The sequence below is a fragment of the Flagellimonas flava genome (assembly GCF_900129665.1).
Taxonomy (GTDB): Bacteria; Bacteroidota; Bacteroidia; order Flavobacteriales; family Flavobacteriaceae; genus Flagellimonas; species Flagellimonas flava.
This window is the reverse complement of record NZ_FQWL01000003.1, coordinates 444,579-463,853: the sequence shown is the minus strand read 5'-3', so window position 1 is coordinate 463,853 and position 19,275 is coordinate 444,579. Positions and strand designations below refer to the sequence as shown.

Annotated in this window: 18 protein-coding genes; 17 read left to right on the top strand and 1 reads right to left on the bottom strand. The window is 43.5% G+C overall.

Annotated features, from left to right (window positions below):
* Positions 1-3 precede the first annotated feature (3 nt).
* From BUC10_RS11670 to BUC10_RS11630, 9 genes are read left to right on the top strand one after another with little or no spacing between them, the layout of a single operon-like run.
* The gene (locus tag BUC10_RS11670; protein WP_073179754.1) at positions 4-858 is read left to right on the top strand and encodes a fumarylacetoacetate hydrolase family protein; all 855 of its coding nucleotides are present in this window, start codon (positions 4-6) and stop codon (positions 856-858) included.
* A 1-nt stretch (position 859) separates the two neighbouring features.
* Positions 860-1,693: an amidohydrolase family protein gene (locus BUC10_RS11665; RefSeq protein ID WP_073179751.1), complete on the top strand. Its 834-nt coding sequence runs from the start codon at positions 860-862 to the stop codon at positions 1,691-1,693.
* A gap of 8 nt (positions 1,694-1,701) precedes the next feature.
* Positions 1,702-3,039, top strand: coding sequence for an alpha-L-fucosidase (locus tag BUC10_RS11660; RefSeq protein WP_073179749.1), 1,338 nt, complete (start codon positions 1,702-1,704; stop codon positions 3,037-3,039).
* A gap of 1 nt (position 3,040) precedes the next feature.
* A complete protein-coding gene (locus BUC10_RS11655; RefSeq protein ID WP_073179747.1) occupies positions 3,041-4,576 on the top strand; it encodes a sulfatase in 1,536 nt (511 codons plus the stop codon).
* A gap of 13 nt (positions 4,577-4,589) precedes the next feature.
* Positions 4,590-6,665, top strand: coding sequence for an alpha-L-fucosidase (locus tag BUC10_RS11650; protein WP_073180126.1), 2,076 nt, complete (start codon positions 4,590-4,592; stop codon positions 6,663-6,665).
* Between the two features lie 2 nt (positions 6,666-6,667).
* On the top strand, positions 6,668-7,447 hold the full coding sequence (locus BUC10_RS11645; protein WP_073179745.1) for an L-fucose dehydrogenase: 780 nt from the start codon (positions 6,668-6,670) through the stop codon (positions 7,445-7,447).
* A 17-nt stretch (positions 7,448-7,464) separates the two neighbouring features.
* On the top strand, positions 7,465-8,763 hold the full coding sequence (gene fucP, locus BUC10_RS11640; protein ID WP_073179743.1) for an L-fucose:H+ symporter permease: 1,299 nt from the start codon (positions 7,465-7,467) through the stop codon (positions 8,761-8,763).
* Positions 8,764-8,768: 5 nt separating this feature from the next.
* Entirely contained in the window at positions 8,769-9,107 is a 339-nt protein-coding gene (locus tag BUC10_RS11635; RefSeq protein ID WP_073179740.1) for an L-rhamnose mutarotase, read from the top strand.
* Between the two features lie 6 nt (positions 9,108-9,113).
* Positions 9,114-10,274: an alpha-hydroxy acid oxidase gene (locus BUC10_RS11630; protein ID WP_073179738.1), complete on the top strand. Its 1,161-nt coding sequence runs from the start codon at positions 9,114-9,116 to the stop codon at positions 10,272-10,274.
* Between the two features lie 9 nt (positions 10,275-10,283).
* Here the strand turns inward: BUC10_RS11630 and BUC10_RS11625 are convergent, their stop codons facing one another.
* Complete coding sequence (locus BUC10_RS11625) at positions 10,284-10,958, bottom strand: NUDIX hydrolase (RefSeq protein ID WP_073179735.1); 675 nt, start codon at positions 10,956-10,958, stop codon at positions 10,284-10,286.
* A gap of 85 nt (positions 10,959-11,043) precedes the next feature.
* On the opposite strand from BUC10_RS11625, the gene BUC10_RS11620 reads away from it, so the two are divergent.
* From BUC10_RS11620 to BUC10_RS11585, 8 genes are all read left to right on the top strand, one after another.
* Positions 11,044-11,895 carry an SDR family oxidoreductase gene (locus tag BUC10_RS11620; protein ID WP_073179733.1) on the top strand — a complete coding sequence of 284 codons (852 nt, stop codon included), beginning with the start codon at positions 11,044-11,046 and terminating at the stop codon, positions 11,893-11,895.
* Positions 11,896-11,938: 43 nt separating this feature from the next.
* A complete protein-coding gene (uxuA, locus tag BUC10_RS11615; RefSeq protein WP_073179731.1) occupies positions 11,939-13,135 on the top strand; it encodes a mannonate dehydratase in 1,197 nt (398 codons plus the stop codon).
* A gap of 23 nt (positions 13,136-13,158) precedes the next feature.
* Positions 13,159-14,541 (top strand): 3-keto-disaccharide hydrolase, encoded by a 1,383-nt coding sequence (locus BUC10_RS11610; protein WP_073180124.1) that lies wholly within the window; start codon positions 13,159-13,161, stop codon positions 14,539-14,541.
* A gap of 2 nt (positions 14,542-14,543) precedes the next feature.
* Positions 14,544-15,872 (top strand): Gfo/Idh/MocA family oxidoreductase, encoded by a 1,329-nt coding sequence (locus BUC10_RS11605; protein WP_073179729.1) that lies wholly within the window; start codon positions 14,544-14,546, stop codon positions 15,870-15,872.
* A gap of 6 nt (positions 15,873-15,878) precedes the next feature.
* On the top strand, positions 15,879-17,060 hold the full coding sequence (locus BUC10_RS11600; protein ID WP_073179726.1) for a Gfo/Idh/MocA family protein: 1,182 nt from the start codon (positions 15,879-15,881) through the stop codon (positions 17,058-17,060).
* Positions 17,061-17,186: 126 nt separating this feature from the next.
* Entirely contained in the window at positions 17,187-18,260 is a 1,074-nt protein-coding gene (locus tag BUC10_RS11595; protein WP_073179724.1) for a sulfatase-like hydrolase/transferase, read from the top strand.
* A 134-nt stretch (positions 18,261-18,394) separates the two neighbouring features.
* Positions 18,395-18,721, top strand: coding sequence for a winged helix-turn-helix transcriptional regulator (locus BUC10_RS11590; protein ID WP_073179722.1), 327 nt, complete (start codon positions 18,395-18,397; stop codon positions 18,719-18,721).
* An 8-nt stretch (positions 18,722-18,729) separates the two neighbouring features.
* Entirely contained in the window at positions 18,730-19,275 is a 546-nt protein-coding gene (locus BUC10_RS11585) for a DinB family protein (RefSeq protein ID WP_073180121.1), read from the top strand.

The window sequence follows — 19,275 nt, the reverse complement described above, 5'->3', positions numbered from 1 at the left end:
AACATGAAATTAATACGATTTGGAGCGGAGAGACATGAAAAACCTGGGATTCTGCTGGACAATGGGGACCGACTGGATGTAAGCGGTTTTGGAACGGATTTCAATGAGGATTTTTTTGGGGGCAATGGACTTGCTGAACTCCAAAAATGGCTCGAATCCAATAAGGAACAATGCCCCTTAGTGGATAGAAAAGAACGGCTGGGTCCGCCATTGGTACGTCCGTCTAAAATAGTCTGTGTAGGACTCAATTACGCAAAGCACGCGGCAGAAAGTGGAATGGAAATCCCCAAGGAACCTGTACTGTTTTTCAAAGCCACCTCGGCCATCGTTGGTCCGAATGATGATCTTATCCTGCCAAAAGGAAGCCAAAAAACAGATTGGGAAGTGGAACTAGCCTTTGTCATTGGTAAAAAAGCTTGTTATGTTCATGAGGCTTCGGCCATGGATCACGTTGCAGGATATCTGCTGCACAACGATTACTCGGAACGGGAATACCAACTGGAACGGGAAGGACAATGGGTCAAAGGGAAGAGCTGTGATACCTTCGCTCCCCTAGGCCCTTTTATGGCAACGGCAGATGAGATTCGGGATCCGCACAATTTGAAATTGTGGTTAAAGCTCAATGGCGAAATCATGCAGGATAGCAATACCTCTGACTTTGTTTTTGGAATCCCCAAATTGGTAAGTTATATCAGCCAGTTTATGACCCTTTTGCCGGGCGATATAGTTTCTACCGGCACTCCCTTTGGAGTTGGATTGGGTTTAAATCCTCCTAAATATTTAAAACATGGGGATATTGTGGAATTGGGTATTGAAGGTCTTGGAAGTTCAAAACAAAACATAAAGGCAATGCACTAAAATGTTTATTGATAGCCATCAACATTTTTGGAAATATAACCCTAGCAGACACGCATGGATAGATGCTTCTATGGAAACCTTGAGACGGGATTTCATGCCGAAAGATTTGGAGGGGTTATTGGATTCCAATGGTTTGGATGGTTGTATAGCAGTGCAGGCAGATCAGTCAGAAAATGAAACGGACTTTTTGTTAAAATGTTCCGAAAAGAACCCATGTATTAAAGGCGTGGTAGGTTGGTTGGATCTAAGGGCAAATGATATTGAGGAGAAGCTTCAGGCCTATTCGGCCAATACCATGCTCAAGGGCCTGCGCCATATAGTGCAGGATGAACAAGATGATTATTTTATGCTTCGGCCTGATTTTCAGAGAGGAATGGGATTATTGTCCAAGTATGGTCTGTGCTATGACATTCTTGTCTATGAAAAACAATTGCCCGCTGCTGTGGAGTTGGTAAAGAACTTTCCGGACCAGCGTTTTGTTTTGGATCATATCGCCAAACCTAGAATTAATGGAACAATTGATCGCTGTTGGAAACATTACATTGAGGAACTTGGGAGACACAAGAACATAAGTTGTAAAGTTTCGGGATTGGTAACGGAAGCTGCTTGGGGAAAATGGAAAAAGGAGGATTTTTGGCCATATCTGGATGTAGTTTTTAATGCCTTTGGAACAGAGCGGTTAATGTTCGGGTCGGACTGGCCCGTGTGCCTATTGTCCGCTACCTATAACGAGGTTTTGGAAATACTGGAAGATTACTTAAATCAATTTCCGGAGGATGTAAAGGCGAAAATTATGGGACTTAACGCGGTATCATTTTATAAGCTTAAAATCTAACTAAATCGATGGGTAAACTGAAATATAGTATTGCTTTCGTATTGCTTTTGGGACATTTTTCAACGCATGCCCAGGAAGATCAGCTAAAGTCTGATGCTAAAATGCAATGGTTTCAAGATGCCAAGTTGGGCATATTTATTCATTGGGGCCTGTATGCGGTCAATGGGATCGATGAGTCCTGGTCCTTTTTTAATGGCTATATATCCCATCAAGATTACTTAAAACAAACCGAAGGTTTTACGGCCAGCGGGTATGATTCAAACCAATGGGCCGACCTCATTCGGAAAAGCGGAGCCAGATATTCTGTTATAACCGCCAAACACCATGATGGTTTCGCGCTTTGGGATACGAAGGACGGGACTTTCAATGCCGCTAAATCCTCTACTGCCAAAAAGGATGTCCTCAGTCCCTTTATAAAATCCCTTCGGAAGAAGGGACTAAAGGTGGGCATTTACTATTCCCTGCCAGATTGGTCTTTTAATGACTACACCCATTTCACTCGTGATTCTATGCGATATAAGGCATCCGAGCAACCCAAACGCTGGAATCGATTTTTGAAGTATTACCAAGGTCAACTCAACGAGCTGGCCAAGCTATATAATCCCGATCTATATTGGTTCGATGGGGATTGGGAGCACAGCGCCGAGGAATGGCAAGCCACCAAGGTGCGTTCCATGCTTTTGGAGGCCAATCCAAATACCATAATTAATTCAAGGCTTAAAGGACACGGTGATTATGCCACACCCGAACAGGGGATGCCGATCACCCGACCCAAAGACGCTTACTGGGAACTCTGCATGACCATGAACAATTCATGGGGATACCAGCACAACGATTTGGATTATAAAACTCCAGATCAGATCATAGGAATTTTTGCTGATGTTATTTCCAATGGTGGAAATCTGCTCTTGGATATTGGTCCCAAAGCAGATGGAACCATTCCGCAAAAACAGGTTCAAATTTTAGAGACATTGGGTAAATGGACCTCCAAACACCAGGAAGCTATTTATGGCACGCGCGCGGGGATACCCAAAGAGCATTTTTATGGGCCCACAACCCTTTCCAAAGATGGTAACATTCTTTATGTGTTTGTCAAAGGAAATCCCAATGGGGAGATTGTAGTGCGTGGCTTAAAGAATAAGATCAACCGTATCTGGGTGGTTGGTAACGGCACCAAATTATCCCACAAGGTGGTGGGCAAAGTGTATTGGAGCCATTACCCCGGAATTACCTATATAGACCTTCCCGATAAGGTCCTGGATGAAAACATGACGGTTCTGGCACTTCTGCTGGATGGAAAGGTTGATTTATATAGGGAGGATGGGTCGGTTATTGAAAGCAATTGATATGAAAACATACCAACGTTGGATTGCCCTTTTTGTCGCTGTCATAGCTTTTCCAGGTTGTGAAGAATCAAAAACATTGGAGCTGGATACCAGACCTAATATTGTTCTTTTTTTGGTCGATGATATGGGATGGCAGGACACCTCTGTTCCTTTCTGGAATAAGACCACTGAGTACAATCACCTGTACCGAACTCCAAACATGGAACGCTTGGCGGCGGAGGGAATGAAGTTTACCCAAGCCTATGCAACTCCTGTCTGTTCGCCTACGCGAGTAAGTTTAATTACGGGAATGAATGCCGCAAGGCATAGGGTAACTAATTGGACTTTGTATAAAGATGCACTTCAACCTATGGAGGTGAATCATCCCACTTTGCAATTCCCCCTTTGGAATGTGAATGGTGTAAGTCCAACCGAAGGTGATTGGCGCGCTGTGCATGCCACCCCTTTGCCACAGTTGTTGCAAGATGTTGGCTATACCACGATTCACAGCGGGAAAGCCCATTTTGGAGCCATAGGTACCCCCGGAAGTAATCCTTTGAACTTAGGGTTTCAAATTAACATCGCTGGCCATGCCGCCGGTGCCCCGGAAAGCTATTTGGGTCTTGAAAGTTTTGGAAATGGAAAGGCAGAAAAGGAAGTTTGGGCCGTACCAGGTTTGGAAAAATACCATGGACAAGATATTTTTTTAACAGAAGCGCTAACCAAAGAGGCTTTGGCCCATTTGGATACCATTTCACAACAAAAACCTTTCTTCTTTTACATGTCGCATTATGCCGTTCATACACCAATTATGGGCGATAATAGGTTTTTGGAGCCCTATCTGGAAAAGGGAATGGATACCATTGAAGCCAAATATGCTTCTCTGGTTGAGGGCATGGACAAAAGCCTTGGTGATATCATGGATTACCTGGAAGCAAAACAGATGGCAGATAACACCATCATTCTTTTTATGTCGGACAACGGTGGATTGAGCGCTGTGGCAAGAGGAGGGGAAGTCCATACACACAACAAACCTTTGTCAAGTGGTAAAGGGTCCATTTATGAAGGTGGTATACGTGAACCTATGTTGGTGAAATGGCCTGGAATAACCAAGGCAGGTTCCGTAACCGAAGAACAGGTAATTATTGAAGACTTTTTCCCAACGGTATTGGAAATGGCAGGCATCAACGGAGCTGCCATAGATCAGGTTGTGGATGGGGAAAGTTTTGTCCCCATTTTAGAAGGTAATAAGCGTAAGTCCAAGCCCATGTTCTGGCATTATCCCAACGAATGGGGACCTGATGGCCCTGGAATTGGGGCATTTAGTGCTGTAAGATTGGGGGACTGGAAGCTGATATATTTCCATGAAGACCAGCGCTTGGAACTCTATAATATTCCTGCGGATATCAGTGAAACGAACAATCTGGTTTCAACCCAACCAGATACGACAGCATCACTTGCCAATGTGCTTACTGAATATTTGATTGAAGTGAAAGCACAAATGCCTTCGAACAAAACCACTGGAGAAAAAGTTCCATTTCCGAATGAAGTTTTATAGATCAATCTACCCAATGAATAGAATTTACCAAACGCTTGCCTTAATAAGTTGCATCACAATAATCTCATGTAATCAGGTGCCTCCACCCAAGGCTGTAGGTCCAGTTCCCTCTGTACGCCAGTTAGCATGGCATGATATGCAGTATTACGCCTTCGTACATTTTAACATGAACACCTTTACCGATATGGAATGGGGAACGGGAGGGGAACGTCCCGAACAATTTGACCCCTCCAATTTGGACACTCGACAATGGGCTAGAATTGCTAAAGCCGCCGGGATGAAAGGCATTATCCTAACCGCCAAACACCATGACGGTTTTTGCCTTTGGCCAACCAAAACCACGGAGCATTCGGTCAAAAATTCACCTTGGAAGGATGGGAAAGGGGATGTTGTGAAGGACTTGATGGACGCATGTCGGGAATATGACCTTAAACTGGGATTGTATCTTTCCCCTTGGGATCGCAACAACGAACATTACGGCACAGCCAAATATGTGGAAATTTTTCATGAACAACTTGGGGAACTCTTGACCAATTATGGGGAACTTTTTGAAGTATGGTTTGATGGCGCCAACGGGGGACATGGCTATTACGGAGGAGCCAATGAAACCAGGAAAATTGACAACAAAACCTATTATGAATGGGATAAAACCACCCAAATGATACGGAAACTGCAGCCGAATGCCGTTATTTTTAGCGACGGCGGCCCGGATATTCGGTGGGTGGGAACAGAAGAAGGATGGGCCAATGAAACCAATTGGAGTATCATGAGGAGGGATGAGATTTACCCGGGTTGGCCACGTTATGTTGAACTGCGGTCCGGGCATGAGGATGGCACTCATTGGTTGCCGGCTGAGGTGAATACTTCCATAAGACCTGGGTGGTATTACCATCAAAGGGAAGATCATCAAGTAAAGTCCGTGCCAAGATTGGTGCGAACCTTTTATGAATCCATAGGAAGGAATGGAAATTTTCTATTGAATCTTCCAGTCGATGCTAGAGGACTGGTACATGAGGCGGACAGTGCTCATTTAATGGGGTTAAAAGGTCAGATTGACCTCGATTTTGAACATGAACTGGCCAAAGGAAATGAAGTGGAAAGTTCAGAGTCCAGAGGAGGGATTTACACGGCGGAAAAAGCCATTGATGGATTACCCAGCACCTATTGGGCCACCAGCGATACAGTTACCACAGCCTCCATTACAGTCTCCTTCAAAGAACCTATGGAAATAAACCGTCTATTGGTTCAGGAATACATACCATTGGGGCAACGGATCAACAGTTTTGCATTAAGTGCCCTTATAGATGGACAATGGAAACATATTGATCAACAAACCACAATAGGGTATAAGCGGATTTTAAAGTTTGAAACCATCAAAGCGGAAAAAATAAAGGTTGATATTTTAGACTCCAAAGGCCCAATCACCATAGCGAACCTGGAATTGTACAGGGCACCTAAATTATTGGTTGAACCTGATGTCAGTCGAAACCGCGAAGGTTTGGTAAGCCTTCATGTACCCGACCCCACTGTGGATCTCTATTATACTATCGATGGAAGCGAGCCATCCATTACCTCAAAACTGTACACCGGTCCTTTCATAGGTAATGCCCCCCTGACCGTAAAAGCGATAGCAGTAAATCCGGATAATGGGGCTCAGACGATATCTGTTTCTAAAGATTTTGATATTGTCAAAAAGAACTGGAACGTAATGGGACTTAATGTGGAAGATGAATTGGAATCGCTAAAAATGATGGATGGGAATCCCAATACCTATTGGGCCACGGGCAAAGATGAAGTTACTATAGACCTGGGAAAAAATTACAATCTTGTAGGGCTTTCCTATTGGCCGATTCAGGAACGTTACCCTTTTGGAATTATTACGCAATACGAATTTTTGACCAGTTCTGATGGCCAGAAATGGAAACTGGCAAGCAAAGGGGAATTTGGTAATGTTGTCAATAACCGAATCGAGCAAAAAGTGAATTTCACACCCGTTACGGGAAGATATATTAAATTGAAGGCTATTAGCAAGCATGGGGATGACCCTAGAATTTCATTTGGGGAATTGGGCGTGCTGACCAAAAATTGATCATGGATTTAGGATTGCAGGACAAAGTTGTTTTGGTGACCGGAGGAGATAAGGGCATTGGCAATGCCATAAGTCAAGTTCTTGCAGAAGAAGGGGCGATTCCTATAATAATTGGGAGAACCGAAAGAGATGTAATGGCCGCAGTGGATTCTATACAAAATAGCGGCGGGAGGGCATTTGCAGCAATAGCAGAACTAACAAATGAGGCACAATGCAAAGCTGCGATAGCCAAAACCTTGGACTCGTTCGGAAGAATTGATGGTTTGGTAAACAATGCAGGAATCAATGATGGTATTGGATTGGAGCATGGAAATTATGTAGACTTCAAACGTTCCTTGGAACGCAATGTTGGACATTATTACACTATGGCCCATCATACTCTTCCTGAGCTAAAAAAAAGTATGGGCAGCATTGTTAACATAGGATCTAAGACTTCGCTCACTGGACAAGGAAACACCTCTGGTTATGCTGCGGCCAATGGAGCAAGAAACTCATTAACGCGCGAATGGGCGCTGGAACTCCTACCGTATTCCATTCGAGTAAATGCAGTAATTGTGGCGGAATGTTTTACGCCATTGTATCAAAAATGGATAACAGGTTTTGAGAACCCCGAGGAAAAACTAAAATCAATTACAGAAAAAATCCCATTGGGAAATAGAATGACCACCGCCCAAGAAATTGCAAACACTGTTGCGTTCTTACTTTCAGAAAAATCAAGTCATACCACAGGTCAACTCATTTTTGTTGATGGAGGTTACACCCATCTCGATAGATCACTTTAAACCGCAAACACCAAACTATGACCAAAACCAAAGTAGTATCCAAAGAAGTTCTTTTTCCTTTTATTCTAATTACTTCGCTTTTTGCCCTTTGGGGATTTGCCAATGCCGTTACCGACCCGATGGTGCAAGCCTTTAAAAAAGTACTTGAACTTTCAAACTCGCAGGCCGCTTGGGTGCAAATGGCGTTTTATGGAGGCTATTTTTGTATGGCCCTTCCCGCTGCCCTTTTTGTGCGCAAGTACTCCTATAAAACTGGGGTGCTGATTGGTTTGGCCCTCTATGCGGCGGGAGCCCTGATGTTCTATCCCGCTGCCGTCACCGAAAAGTTTTGGTTCTTTTGTTTGGGACTGTATGTACTTACCTTCGGCCTTGCTTTTTTAGAAACAACGGCCAATCCTTACATCTTGGCCATGGGTGCCAAGGAAACAGCTACCCAGCGCCTGAATTTGGCCCAGGTATTCAACCCAGTCGGCCTCATTCTAGGATTACTTGTTGCACAACAATTTGTACTGAGAAAGCTTCAATCCGATGATATTGCCGACTATGAAGCCTTGGATATGGCCAAGAAGGCCCTTATTCGTACTTCTGATTTAATGGTCATACGCGATCCTTATGTGGTATTGGGACTGGTTATTCTTGGAATTTTTGTGGTCATTTTGGTGAATAAAATGCCGCAAGCTGTGGGTGATGGAAAAATTCCCCCCTTGGGTGAAACTTTCAAAAGATTGTTTCAAAAACCAAAATATGGATTGGGCGTGTTGGCCCAAGTACTGTACGTGGGTGCGCAGATTATGTGTTGGACCTATATCTACCAATATGCCGAAGCCATTGGGGTTAGTGCTACTATAGCCGCAAATTATCAGTTTGTGGCCTTCATTGTCTTTTTGGTTGGACGGGCCATTGGAACCTATATGCTCCGATTTTACAGTTCAGGGAAACTTTTGATGTGGTTTGCAATCTTGGCAGGAGCATGTGCATTGGCTACCATTTTCATCGAAGGGCAAACGGGATTGTATGCCTTGGTCGGCATATCCTTTTTTATGTCCTTAATGTTTCCCACGATTTACGGAATTGCGTTGAACGGCCTTAGCGAGGAGGAATCCAAATTAGGGGCTGCCGGTTTGGTTATGGCCATTGTTGGAGGTGCCTTGATGCCCAAATTACAGGGTATGATCATCGACATGGGTGGAAATGGCGTGGCGGATACCCAGTTGATGGGAGTCTCGGAAGTCAATTTTTCCTTTGTGTTGCCCTTTGCCTGTTTTTTATATATCGCATGGTTTGGGTTTAAGGTTTTTAGACGTTTTGAAGGATAATTGATATGGAGCACCGCAGCAGATATGCCTTTGCACTTGATTTAGTGGATGATGGGAAGAGCATCAGGGAATATGAGGCCTACCATGAAAAAGTATGGCCAGAGATATTGAAGAGCATAACGGAATCAGGTATCAAAATGATGGAAATCTATAGAATTGAGACCCGTTTGTTCATGTTAATGGAAGTGGATGAATCGTTTTCGTTTGAGAAAAAGGCTAAGATGGATGCTGAAAACCCAAAAGTAGCGGAGTGGGAAAAACTCATGTGGAACTATCAAAAAGCATTGCCTTCTGCAAAACCAGGGGAAAAATGGCTGCTCATGAAAAAAATATTCAGTTTGTAACTCAGTATGCGAAACCAAAAACAAATCGTCTTTGATTCCCGATATCCCTCGGTAGCGGATTTAAGGGAAAAAGCGCGCACAAGGATACCAAAATTCGCGTTTGACTATCTGGATGGTGCTTGCAATGAGGAGGTCAATCTCAAAAAAAATACGGAAGAGATAAGAAAAGTGGAATTGCAGCCCCGTTATCTGGATGCCTTTGAAGGTGCCAGTATGGCGACCGAGCTTTTCGGAAAAACCTATAGCGCACCATTTGGGGTTGCTCCTGTGGGACTTCAAGGTCTTATGTGGCCCAATGCGGCCGAAATTTTGGCCAAGGCAGCCTTCGAAAGTAACGTTCCGTTTGTATTGAGTACGGTGACCACATCCAGCATAGAGCGCATAGCTGAGTTGACGGAGGGAAATGCGTGGTTCCAATTATACCATCCCGCGGAGCAAGAAGTTCGGGACGATTTGATTCGTAGGGCACAAGCCGCAGAATGCCCGGTTTTAGTTTTGCTTTGTGATACGCCCACTTTTGGGTTTCGACCTAAGGAAATTAAGAATGGATTATCCATGCCCCCAAAGATGTCCATGAGGAATATTTTGCAAATTTTGGGTAAGCCAAAATGGGCCTTGGAAACTCTGAAGCACGGTCAACCCAATTTTGAGGTGTTGAGACCCTACATGCCAAAAAACCTGAATTTGAAGCAACTGGGGCAGTTTATGGATCAGACCTTTAGCAAGCGTATGGATATGGACAAGATTGCTGCTATCCGAGATATCTGGAAAGGAAAATTGGTGCTTAAAGGAGTGGCCACCGAAGCGGATGCTGAAAAAGCTGTCGCCTTGGGCTTAGATGGGATTATTGTTTCCAATCATGGCGGAAGACAGTTGGATGCGGGGGAATCGACCATAAGACCCTTGACCAGAATTGCACAAAACTATGGCAACCAAATTACCGTGATGATGGATAGTGGTATCCGCTCAGGTCCTGATATTGCAAGGACATTGGCCAGCGGTGCCAAGTTTACATTTATGGGCAGGTCCTTTATGTATGGGGTGGCAGCTTTGGGAACATCTGGTGGAGAACACACGATATCCCTTGTGAAGACTCAATTAAAACAGGTAATGGAGCAAATTGGTTGTACCCAAGTCTCCGATTTTCCCAGTTTCAAAAAACCATAAAAACCCAGGCTACAATTGTTTTACTTCGTAAAGTAATGGCCCTCCTTTCACTCCAGCTTTTTTCTCACCGGTACTTTTAAGAATATCCATTTGGAACATTTTTTTGCGAAAATTTCGCTTATCCAGTTTAATGTTCAGGATATGTTCATAGAGATTTTGAAGTTCAGGCAGCGTAAATTGTTTGGGCAAAAGTTCTCCTACCACAAGTCTGTCCCTGAGATTATTTTGTACGAAAGCGTAAGCATCCTGAATCAACTTGCGGTGATCAAAACCCATATTATCAGGCAATTTATCCATGTCAAACCACTCTATGCTTTGCACATTGCTCCTCAAGGTCAGCGGATGATTTTCGGGTTTAATAAGGGCATAGTAACAAACGGTAATTACCCTTTTAAGAGGATGTCTATCTATAGAACTATATGTTCTTACCTGTTCAAAATGAATGTTTTGAAAACCGGTAAGTGCATGCAAAACCTTGGAGGCACAATCTTCTATGGTTTCCTCGGCCTCCATAACACCTCCAGGAACCATCCAATGATCTTTAATGTCACCCACAGTTTTTTTAAGGAGCAATACCTTTAGCTTGTTGTCCACATAACCAAAAACGGTGATGTCCGCAGTAATTGAACACTCAAAAGAATCTGGTCTTACCTGTATGTTTTCAAGATTTTCGTATCGATCCATAGTACTTTGGCTAATGTAGAATTTTTGTTCTAGAATAAAAATCCATATATTTATCTGTGTAAAAAATACACAGAATAAAATACCAATGTTTCAACCCAAATTCCAAAACCTTGCTGGTAAAATTGTTGTAATTACCGGAGGCGCAGGGGTGCTTTGCTCCACCTTGGCCAAATATATTGCCCTGCAACAAACCAAAATAGCCATCTTGGATTTAGATGAAAAGGCAGCGAAGGAGGTGGCCCGAGGAATCAATGCTGAGGGAGGAAATGCGATTGGGATCAAGGCCGACGTATTGAACAGGGAGAGCCTTATCGAAGCCCGTCATACATTAAAAAAAACTTTTGGCCCCTGTGATATCCTTATCAATGGTGCTGGGGGAAACCATCCAAAGGGAACAACAACCAAAACCCACCTTTTTCCTGAGGATATTGGCAATGACAAAGAACTAACGACTTTTTTTAATCTGGATGCCGAAGGCATTCAATTTGTTTTTAATTTAAATTTTATTGGAACTCTTCTGCCAACACAGATTTTTGCAGAAGATATGATTGGAAAAGAAGGTTGTTGCATTCTTAATATTTCCTCTATGAACGCCTACCGACCCCTGACCAAAATCCCGGCCTACAGCGGAGCGAAAGCCGCTGTCAGCAATTTCACCCAATGGCTTGCGGTCCATTTTGCCCCAGTAGGTATTCGGGTAAATGCTTTGGCCCCAGGTTTCTTTCTTACGGAGCAGAACAGAACCTTGTTGACCCAAGAGAATGGAGACCTTACGCCCAGAGGGGAAACCATATTACAGCATACACCCATGAACCGTTTTGGGGAACCCGAAGATTTGGTGGGAACTACCTTATGGCTGGTCAGTGACCAATCCAAATTTGTTACTGGAGTTACCATTCCCATAGATGGTGGATTTAGCGCGTATAGCGGAGTCTAAAACATGAACAGGTAATGTTTGAAAGACCAATAAAAGATAGAGTATGGCATTAGAGCAGACTTGGAGGTGGTACGGTCCCAATGATCCAGTTTCCTTAGAAGATATTAAAATGGCAGGTGCTACTGGTGTGGTAACTGCCCTGCACCATATTCCCAACGGAAATGTCTGGTCCCTGGATGAAATTCGAAAAAGAAAAAAGCATATAGAGGATGCAGGTCTAGCTTGGTCTGTGGTGGAGAGCATACCGGTGCATGAAGATATTAAAAGACGTTCCGGTTCCTATGTAAAATATATAGAGAATTACCAACAGAGCATCCGTAATTTGGGAATCTGTGGTATAGATACAGTATGCTATAACTTTATGCCCGTACTGGATTGGACCAGAACAGATTTGGCATATGAGCTACCCGATGGTTCAAAAGCTCTTCGTTTTGATGCTGCTGCACTGGCAGCATTTGATCTTTATATTTTAAAAAGACCCACTGCGGTCAATGATTATTCACAGAAGGAGCAAAAGCGGGCCAAGGCAGCATTCGATGCCATGAACATTGCCCAAAGAGAGCTGCTGACGAAAAACATCATCGCCGGACTTCCGGGTGCTGAAGAGGGATATACCCTAGATCAGTTTCAACAAGTATTGGACACCTATCAGGGCATTGGAGATTCAGGACTGCGGAATAACTTATATCAATTTATTGGGGCTATTGCTCGTGTTGCCCAGGAAGCGGGGGTGGTGTTGGCCATCCACCCTGACGACCCTCCTTTTCCCATTTTTGGGTTGCCAAGGGTGGTCAGTACCGAATCGGATGCATTACAATTGATACAGGCTTACGATACTTACCATAACGGACTCTGTTTTTGTACGGGGTCATATGGGGTTAGGGATGATAACGACTTGGTTGGAATGGTCGATCGCTTGGGGCATCGCATCAATTTTATCCATCTAAGGAGTACTAAAAGGGACCAAGAAGGGAATTTTTTCGAAGCTGATCATTTGGATGGTGATGTAGACATGTTTGGGGTGGTTAAATCTCTTATGGAAGAGCAGCAGCGAAGGGTTAGATCCAACAGAACCGATCATAGATTGCCCATGCGTCCTGACCATGGCCATCAAATGTTGGATGATCTAGACAAAACAACCAATCCGGGTTACTCTGCTATTGGGAGGCTGCGAGGTCTTGCAGAATTAAGGGGGCTCATGTTGGGCATTGAAAAATCCTTTGAAAGCACATCAACTTAACAACAATAAACAAATGAATGGAAATGAAAAAGCTTAAAATCAAAACAAAATTTGGAACCTTCCTATTGGTGTTATGCCTTGTAGGGTGCACGGAAAAAGAAAAAGATTCCACCCCGTGGGTCAGTCTCTTTGATGGGACCAATCTTGACGGATGGAACCAAAAAGGCGGGGATGCAAATTATGAAGTTAGGGATGGCAATATTGTGGGAATTACGGTTCACAATACACCAAACTCATTTTTGACTACCAATGCGATGTATGATGACTTTATTCTAGAACTGGAATATAAGGTGGATTCTACCATGAATTCAGGAATCCAAATCCGGAGTAATAGCTTACCCCATTATCTAGAAGGAAGAGTGCATGGTTATCAAGTGGAAATTGACCCCTCGGATAGAGCTTGGAGTGCCGGAATATATGATGAAGGTCGCAGAGGATGGCTCAATCCCTTGGAAGAAAATCCTGAGGCCGGCGCTGCGTTTAAGCAAAATGAATGGAACCATTATCGTATTGAGGCCATTGGAGATACCATAAAAACCTGGATTAACGGAACTCCAGCAGCACATTTAGTCGATGGTAAAACAGATAGTGGTTTCATTGGGCTACAGGTGCATAGTATTGGAAAAGATCAAAAGGAAGGAACTGAAATTCTCTGGAGAAATATTAAAATAGTTACCGATAGTGTTGCCAAATATGCGAAACCAACATCTTTAGAACCCGTATTGACAAAAAACAAGCTCACCTATCAAGAGGCCAAACAAGGATGGAAGCTACTTTGGGATGGCAAAACCTCTGAAGGTTGGAGAGGTGCTCGACTGGATAGTTTCCCTGCGCAGGGCTGGACCATGGAAAATGGCGAGCTCTCTGTTTTGGCATCAGGAGGGGAAGAATCCAATGCTGGAGGGGATATTGTAACCACCGATGTATATGGTGATTTTGAACTTCAGGTGGACTTTAAGATTAGTGAGGGAGCCAATAGCGGTATCAAATATTATGTTGATACTGATTTGAACAAGGGGCCTGGTTCTTCCATAGGATTGGAATATCAGATTTTGGACGACGCAAGACACCCGGATGCCCAATTGGGTAACCACGAAGGCAGTAGAACGGTAGCTTCGCTATATGATCTGATCCAGGCCAATCCGGATAAACCCATCAACCCCATTGGGAAATGGAACACGGCACGTATCGTTTCAAAAAACAACCATATAGAGCATTGGCTAAACGGGGTAAAGGTGCTGGAATATGAACGAAAAAGCCCCGAATACAAAAAGTTGGTTGCTGAGAGCAAATATGTTAAATGGCCCAATTTTGGAGAAGTGGACAAAGGACATATATTGCTTCAAGACCATGGGGATTTGGTAAGCTTCAAAAACATCAAGATAAAACCAATAATTGAAGATTAACAATGGGAACGCGACGAGATTTTATTAAAAAGACCACCGCGGGTACCGCGGCGGTAACCTTGGGCAGTGCGGTTTTTTCTGCCAAAAGCTATAGCCAGATATTAAGTTCAAATGAACAGGTCAATTGTGCGGTTATTGGGGTGAGAAGCAGGGCCAAGGCCCACATCATTGCAATTAATGCCTATCCTTTTGCCAAGATTTTATACAACTGTGATGTTGATGATATCATCATTGAAGAACACAATGCCTGGTGCCAGAAAAACATCGGATACATTCCAAAAGTGGAAAAGGACTTTAGAAAGATTTTGGAAGACAAGGATGTAGATGCCGTTTTTATAGCTACCCCAGAACATTGGCATGCGCCAATGTCCATTATGGCCATGCAGGCGGGAAAACATGTTTATGTTGAAAAACCATGCAGCCATAATGCACATGAAAACACCTTACTGGTAGCTGCCCAAAAGAAGTATAATAAAAGGGTGCAGATGGGGAATCAACAGCGATCGGCAAAGACATCACAAATGGCCATAAATGATATTAAAAACGGAATCATTGGTGAGGTGTATAAAGGGGAGGCTTACTACTCCAATAACCGTGGTTCCATAGGTAAGGGAAATGTTATTGATGTTCCCGCAACTCTCGACTGGGATTTATGGCAGGGACCAGCACCAAGAACTTCTTATAAAGACAATGTACACCCATACCATTGGCATTGGTTTCGAAATTGGGGTACTGGGGAAATCCATAATAATGGTACTCATGAAATTGACATTTGCCGATGGGCCCTTGGTGTAGATCTTCCAGAAACGGTGACCTCTTTCGGGGGTAAGTACACCTATGAAGATGATTGGGAATTTGTTGATAATCAACAGGTTACCTATGGTTTTGAGGGCGATAAATTCATTACATGGACGGGTCATAGCCGAGGTATCATGAAACCCTCACGCCCTGGTCGCGGGGTTACCATTTATGGAAGCAAGGGAAGCATTCAGTTAGACCGAAATTTTTATAAATTGTATGATCTTGGAGGCAATCCAATCAAATTTGAGTTTGAAAAATCGGCAAGTGCCACAACCAATACACAGGGCATAGGTGGGTTGGATGTAGATCATGTGGGTAACTTTTTCGATGCAATTCGGGAAGATACGCAAATGAACGCCCCAATAGCCGATGCCAGCATCTCCACAATGCTTTGTCATTTAGGAAATATGGCACAGGATGCAGGACACACCCTAAAAATTGATAGAACCACAGGGAAGGTGCTAAATAGTGAAATGGCAATGAAGCACTGGGGCCGGGAATATGAAAAAGGATGGGAACCAAAACTATAGTTTAGTATGAGGCGAAGAGAATTTATGGCGAAGACTGGAATGGCTGCGGCGGCAATCTCAACGGTAGGGCCTCTCGAGGTTTATGCAAGAAAGGAAAAAGTGGGTGGTAAATTACGAATAGGGGTTATTGGTACTGGTGATCGTGGAGGAGGCCTTATTCCTATCATCCAGGATATTGAGGGTTTGGAGGTAGTGGCTTGCTGCGATATTCTTCCTTTTCGTTTGGAAAGCGCTTTGACCAAAACCCAAGGAAAATCCAAAGGGTACTCGGATTATAGAAGGGTGTTGGATAATAAGGAAGTCGATGCCATTTTGGTGGCCACACCGTTCAGCGAACATGCCCAAATTGCTTGGGATGCTCTGGACGCCGGCAAGCATGTGTACTGCGAGAAGACCTTGGCAAAAGGGTATGAGCCCCTAAAAAAATTGGTTCAAAAAGAGAAAGAGACCAATACCATTGTCCAAACCGGACACCAATATCATAGCTCAAGGCTGTATACGCATGTAGCTGAGCTAATAGCCAATGGTAAAATTGGAAAGGTGATTGCCTTTGATTGCCAGTGGAACAGAAACGGGAATTGGAGGCGACCCGTTCCGGACCCAAAGTTGGAACGCATGATCAATTGGCGTATGTACAGGGAATATTCTGGGGGTCTGCTAGCAGAACTTTGTTCCCATCAGCTCGACTTTGTCAATTGGGTACTAAAGACCACGCCAAAATCCGTTATGGGGGTTGGGGGAATCGATTATTGGAAAGATGGTCGGGAAACCTACGATAACATTCAGCTCATCTACAGTTACCCAGATGGGGTGAAGGCAACCTTCACCTGTTTAACAGGAAATGCCATGGGGGATTATCAGATAAAAGTGATGGGTGATAAGGGGACCATTATATTGGATTATGTTAAAGCTTGGTTTTACCCAGAGGGTACCCACGAAAAGGAAATTGGAGAAGTGGATGGTGTTTCCGGAGCTACCGTAAACTGGGTTGAGGGAAAAGGAATTCCCATTCATGTGGAGCATCTAGATCCCAGTAAACAGGCATTGATAGATTTTAGAAATAGCATTCTTAAAAATGAAGAACCCATTTCCAATATCCTAACAGGGGCAAATACGGCAGCTTGTGTGCAGATGGGGTTGGATGCCATGTATGATAATAAAATTGCCGTATGGGATTTTGAGGTATAGAGGATTTCCAACAACTTGTTATTGTGAAAGCCATACTAATTGGATAGGACCTGAAGTCCTAACCTAGACCTACCAAGGATTTTTAAAGAGTCAACAAATACAATCAATCCAAAAACCAAAAGCACTATGAAAATTAGTAAGAACAAACTCCTATGTATTCTTCTGTTGTGGGGAATATGTGTAATGGGACAGAAAGGAAATGATACCAAGGTGATTCTTATTACATTGGACGGCCTTAGGTGGCAGGAGCTTTTTGGCGGTGCTGACTCAAAATTGATTGCCAATACAGACTACGTTCACGACACTACAGCTTTAAAACAATCTTTTTGGAGGGATTCTCCAAGTGCTAGAAGACATGCGCTTATGCCCTTTTTCTGGACGGAGGTGGTAAATATGGGAGAGCTTCATGGGAACAGAGACCTGGAAAGCAAGATGAACCTAACCAATAAAATGTGGTTTTCATACCCAGGTTACAACGAGATTCTTACTGGAAAGGCAGACGATGCCCGTATCGATAGCAATGACAAGTTTAACAACCCAAACAAAACTGTATTGGAGTTGTATAAGGAAAGCAGTAAGGGAAAAGTAGCCGCTTTTTGTAGTTGGGATGTTTTTCCCTTTATCATAAATGAAGAACGTTCCGGTATTTCCGTCAATGCGGGGTTTGAATCGGCAACTGGGAATTTGAGTGAGCGGGAAACTTTTTTAAACCAATTGCAAAAACAAGTTCCAAGTCCATGGGGAAGCGTTCGTTTGGATGCTTTTACACACCACTTTGCTTTGGAGTATATGAAAAAGGAGCATCCAGATTTAGTTTACATAGCCTATGGTGAAACTGATGATTTTGCCCATGAGGGTGATTATCAAGCCTATCTTAAGTCGGCCAACAACACAGACGGTATGATAAAGGAACTTTGGGAATTTACCCAAAGCGATGAATTCTACAGGGACAAAACTACTTTTATTGTTACAACAGATCATGGCCGGGGTACCCAACCTCTGGATACGTGGACAGGCCACGGATCCAAAGTTGATGGAGCAGATGAAGTATGGCTAGTTATGTTTGGTAAAGGAATTCAAACAAAAGGTGAAGTGGCAATCGAAGAACAATTGTACACCACGCAAGTTGCGCCAACAATTCTGAATTGGCTTGGTTTGGAAATAGATTCGAACCAAATGACGGCCTTGCCTATAAAATGATGGAATAGGTTTGGTTTAAGGCATTGTTAGCGAGTTAATTGTAAAGACCTGCACGTTTGTGCGGGTCTTTTTATTTCAAGGTTTGGCAAGACGCTACAATATATGTAGCTTTGCTATTAAATATGTAGCAAACTATGTCATTACCAATTCCAGGCAAACCCGTTAGGGGCTCCAAATCAGGAGCTCCAGTTATGGCACTGTTAGATTTATTGGGTCGAAGTTGGGCCATGGGCATCATCTGGCATCTATATAGCGGCCCCAGCACTTTTAGGAGACTTCAAGCGTATTGCGAAAGCATTTCCCCGACCACCTTGAATAAACGACTTAAAGAATTGAGGGATTGTCATTTGATTGAGCGGACCATAGAAGGATATGCGCTTACCCCACATGGTAAAGAACTTTATGAATTAATAGAACCTTTAGGCCTCTGGGCCAAGGTTTGGGCGAAGAACTTTAAATGATGCAAACCATGCAAAAAATATCAAGACCAGAGCCATCAGAATACCCTTCATATTCCAGCATTTACATGGATTTAGTAAGAGAGGATAAACCCTTGTTGGAGCAACTCTGGAACAATTATTTGGAGTTAAAGGCTTTCGTCTATGGACTTCCTGAAGAGACATTGTGCTTCCGATACGAGGAGGGCAAATGGACCATAAAGGAAATTTTGGTGCATCTAATAGATGATGAACGGATTTTTGCTTATCGTGCCTTGCGTTATGGTCGGAATGACGACACCCCCTTGCATGGGTTCGACCAGGATGCCTACGCTTTGGAATCTAGAGCAAATGAAAGAAGTCTGGAAAACATCTTCAAGGAATATGAATCCGTGAGAAGGGCAACACTCACTCTATTTGAAAACCTTCATGAGGAAACCCACCTAAGGGCTGGAGAGGGAATTGATTATGACGGCAGCATCATCAACAAAAGGACGGTTAGGGCACTTGCCTATCACATTGCCGGACACGAGCTTCGGCATTTCAATATCATTAAAGAAAGGTATGTGAATTTGTAA